Source organism: Oceanisphaera sp., assembly GCF_052084945.1.
Taxonomy (GTDB): Bacteria; Pseudomonadota; Gammaproteobacteria; order Enterobacterales; family Aeromonadaceae; genus Oceanimonas.
Window position 1 is genome coordinate 1 of record NZ_JBQDEX010000018.1, and the last position, 3,759, is coordinate 3,759.

At 47.1% G+C, this 3,759-nt stretch carries 5 protein-coding genes; 3 read left to right on the forward strand and 2 right to left on the reverse strand.

Annotated features, from left to right (window positions below; genetic code table 11):
• Positions 1–83: 83 nt before the first annotated feature.
• Complete coding sequence (gene rpsU, locus ACTHY5_RS03055; protein ID WP_208003813.1) at positions 84–299, reverse strand: 30S ribosomal protein S21; 216 nt, start codon at positions 297–299, stop codon at positions 84–86.
• Positions 300–473: 174 nt separating this feature from the next.
• On the opposite strand from rpsU, the gene tsaD reads away from it, so the two are divergent.
• Entirely contained in the window at positions 474–1,499 is a 1,026-nt protein-coding gene (gene tsaD / locus ACTHY5_RS03060; RefSeq protein ID WP_441876243.1) for a tRNA (adenosine(37)-N6)-threonylcarbamoyltransferase complex transferase subunit TsaD, read from the forward strand.
• Between the two features lie 228 nt (positions 1,500–1,727).
• On the opposite strand, the gene plsY is transcribed toward tsaD, so the two are convergent.
• On the reverse strand, positions 1,728–2,345 hold the full coding sequence (gene plsY, locus ACTHY5_RS03065) for a glycerol-3-phosphate 1-O-acyltransferase PlsY (RefSeq protein ID WP_441876192.1): 618 nt from the start codon (positions 2,343–2,345) through the stop codon (positions 1,728–1,730).
• A 149-nt stretch (positions 2,346–2,494) separates the two neighbouring features.
• Between plsY and folB the strand changes: the two genes are divergently transcribed.
• Both folB and ACTHY5_RS03075 read left to right on the forward strand, forming a co-directional pair.
• On the forward strand, positions 2,495–2,845 hold the full coding sequence (gene folB, locus ACTHY5_RS03070) for a dihydroneopterin aldolase (protein ID WP_441876194.1): 351 nt from the start codon (positions 2,495–2,497) through the stop codon (positions 2,843–2,845).
• A gap of 109 nt (positions 2,846–2,954) precedes the next feature.
• The gene (locus tag ACTHY5_RS03075) at positions 2,955–3,758 is read left to right on the forward strand and encodes an undecaprenyl-diphosphate phosphatase (RefSeq protein ID WP_441876197.1); all 804 of its coding nucleotides are present in this window, start codon (positions 2,955–2,957) and stop codon (positions 3,756–3,758) included.
• Position 3,759: the final 1 nt, after the last annotated feature.

The window sequence follows — 3,759 nt, forward strand, 5'->3', positions numbered from 1 at the left end:
AGGCGCGCCTTGTCTTTGGCACGCATGGCAATCTTTTGCTGTTCAGAGAGTTGCTCTTTTAAGGACATGAGATCAATAACAACTTAGTACAGACGGATGCGACGTGCGTTTTCACGAGACAATTTCTTAGCGTGACGCTTAACAGCAGCTGCTTTAGCGCGCTTACGCTCTGTTGTTGGCTTCTCGTAATACTCGCGACGGCGTACTTCAGAAAGAATACCGGCTTTTTCACAAGAGCGCTTGAAGCGTCGTAGAGCTACATCAAACGGCTCGTTTTCACGTACTTTAATTACTGGCATGTGCCTCTCACCTCGGTTAACTGGTTTTTTATAAACCAGTCTGACTAATAAAAATGGTGCGAAATTCTACTCTGAACCCTAACCTAAAGTAAAGTCCCACAGAGGTTCGCTGGTTAAAAAATCATTGAGAGGGTAACATAACTCCCACTTTTTCGACAGCTTTGAATGACTAACATGCGTGTATTAGGAATAGAAACCTCTTGTGATGAAACTGGTATCGCCATTTATGACGATAAGCTGGGCATTATGGCTCATCAATTATATAGCCAAGTGGCATTGCATGCGGACTATGGCGGCGTAGTGCCAGAGCTTGCGAGTCGTGATCATATTCGAAAAACCATCCCCTTAATTGAAGCTGCATTGGCCGATGCCGGTTGCAGCAAAGATGACATTGATGGCGTGGCCTTTACCGCAGGGCCCGGTTTAATGGGGGCGTTAATGGTAGGGGCGACCATTGGTCGTAGTCTGGCTTTTGCATGGAATAAGCCAGCAGTGGCGGTGCATCACATGGAAGGGCATTTGCTAGCACCTATGTTAGAAGAAAATGCCCCCGCGTTTCCGTTTGTGGCGTTGTTAGTGTCTGGTGGCCACACCTTGTTAGTGCGTGTTGATGGGATAGGGCGTTATGAAATATTAGGGGAGTCGGTTGATGATGCCGCCGGTGAAGCCTTTGATAAAACGGCTAAATTAATGGACTTAGATTATCCAGGCGGTCCTCGCTTAGCTAAGCTTGCAGAGGCGGGTACACCTAATCGTTTTATTTTTCCGCGCCCTATGACGGCTAAGCCAGGGTTAGATTTTAGTTTTTCAGGATTAAAAACGGCGACTGCGACCACCATGGCTGAAGAAGTCGCGGCAGGTCGAGATAATCCACAAACTCGCGCTGATATTGCCCATGCGTTTCAACAAGCAGTGGTCGATACGCTCGCTATTAAATGTAAGCGCGCTTTAAAGCAAACGGGCTTAAATCGGTTAGTAGTGGCGGGGGGCGTAAGTGCCAATGTGTCGTTACGTGCTCAGTTGAGTGAGTTAATGGCAAGTCTGAATGGGGAGGCTTTTTATCCGCGCAATGAATATTGCACCGATAATGGCGCCATGATTGCTTTTGCTGGCTTACAGCGATTAAGAGCCGGCGATATAGAACCATTAGCTGTGCGTGCTCGCCCACGCTGGCCGCTAGATGAGCTAACCGCGGTTTAACAGCAGCGCCGAGCACCAAGCGCCCGGCGCCCAGCTAAGAGCGTTACAGACGAAAGATTTTTCTTGCCACGGAATACACGCAAGAACACGGAAGCTAAGATAATATCTTATTAATTAAGGCCTTATATTATAAGCTCTGGTTGTTTTTAAATGGTCTTTAGTTCGTGAGTTCCGTGGCACGTTAGATTTGGCGCTTAGGTTTGTGTTGTCCTCTTTACTCTTCACCCATTACTCCTCACCTGTCTTATCTTCTCGTTTGAATCGGTCGATAATAGGTTTTTCTTGGCGGTGATAAAGGCGACTAATGTTGGTGTGATGACGTAAAATAATCAGGCAAGATAGTAGTGAGACGGAAAGAGTGTACTCTGGCTTGATAAAATACACATACAGTGGCGCCACTAAGGCAGTTAGCAAAGAAGCCAGTGAAGAGTATCCAAATAAGCCTAAACAGATTAACCAGGTCAGCATCATAAGGCCGGTCATGTCCATGCCTAGAGGCAGTAGGGTGCCAAGGGCGGTGGCTACGGCTTTACCGCCTTTAAAATGGAAAAAAATTGGAAACATGTGACCCAAGCAAGCAGCCATGCCAATAAATGCTAAGTAGAGTGGACTGATATCTAAAAACCACGCCAAGTACACGGGCAGCGTGCCTTTCATTATATCCAGTAATAATACCCATACTGCGGCACTGCGATTACCGGTGCGCAGCACATTGGTGGCGCCTGGGTTACCAGAGCCATGTTGGCGCGGGTCGGGCAGGCGATAAAGACGTGAGATCAGCACAGCGCTGGAGACAGAACCCCCCAGATAGGCGAGTACAATCATAAAGAAAATGAGGGCCGTCATTGCGGTTTATACCTCGGGATCAATCCGTTACTATTGCGAGCCTAAACCGAGCGATTGGCAGGCTAAACCAGAGTTATAAACAAGGCTTTTTGCTAGCCGACGCAACTCGATTGCGAACGTAATCACCAGCTTAACAGAAGATAGAGACGATGGATAAAGTGTTTGTACAAGGTCTAGAAGTGCTGACGACCATAGGCGTTTATGAGTGGGAAAAAGGCATTCAGCAAAAGCTGCGTTTTGATTTAGAAATGGGCCACGATAATGCCCCAGCGGCCGCTGATGACGATATTAATAAAGCACTAGACTATGCCACTTTGTCGCAGCTAGTGACTGAGTATGCCGAGCAGCATCAATTTGAGTTGGTAGAAACCATGGCTGAACGAGTGGCTGAATTAATTCTTGATCGCTTTGCCGTGCAGTCAGTTAAAGTGCGTTTAACTAAGCCAACTGCGGTGGCGAATGCCGCTGGTGTGGGGGTGGAAATTGAACGTTTTGCTTAACGTTACTGTGCTTAAAAGTACATCAAGAGCCATTAGGGAACCTAGTTGTCATTAGACTGTCATCTTATGTGGTTAACGTATTGATGATATAAACTTAAAGGATTATTCGATGGAAGTGCACGCCATACTGTTGGCTCTTATTCAGGGCTTTACTGAGTTCCTGCCTATCTCTAGCTCAGCACACCTTATTTTGCCCTCAGTATTATTGGGCTGGGAAGATCAGGGCATGGCATTTGATGTTGCTGTGCACTTAGGCAGTTTACTTGCCGTTGTGTATTACTTTCGTCAAGAAGTGGCAAGTTTGGCAGTGGCTTGGTTAAGTTCGATTAGGGGAAAAGCACAAAATGCAGAGTCTAAACTGGCTTGGTGTATTATTTTGGCCACCATTCCTGCTTGTATTGTGGGTGTGCTATTTGGCGGATTAATTGCCGACTTTTTACGCTCGGGCTGGGTGATTGCCGTCACCACTATCGTCTTTGGGTTATTGCTGTGGTGGGCAGATAAGGCCGCTAAACTCTATAAGGGCGAATATCAAACCGGTTGGCGTGGTGCCTTATGGTTAGGTTGTGCTCAGGCTTTGGCTTTGATCCCGGGGACTTCTCGCAGTGGTATTACCTTAACTGCTGGGCTAATGATTGGTATGACGCGAGATGCAGCAGCGCGCTTTTCTTTTTTGATGTCTATCCCCATTATCTTTTTAGCGGGCAGCCATCAGGCCACGGGTTTGTTAAGTGCAGGTGCTGCTATTCCTTGGGGTGCGATTGGCTTAGGGGTAGTGGTATCATTTGTGAGTGCACTGGCGTGTATTCATTTGTTTTTAACGCTGATTAATCGTATTGGTGTCATGCCTTTTGTGTGGTATCGCTTAGGGTTAGGCGCGCTACTGTTTGTGGTTATGTCAGGCCAGCTGTAAG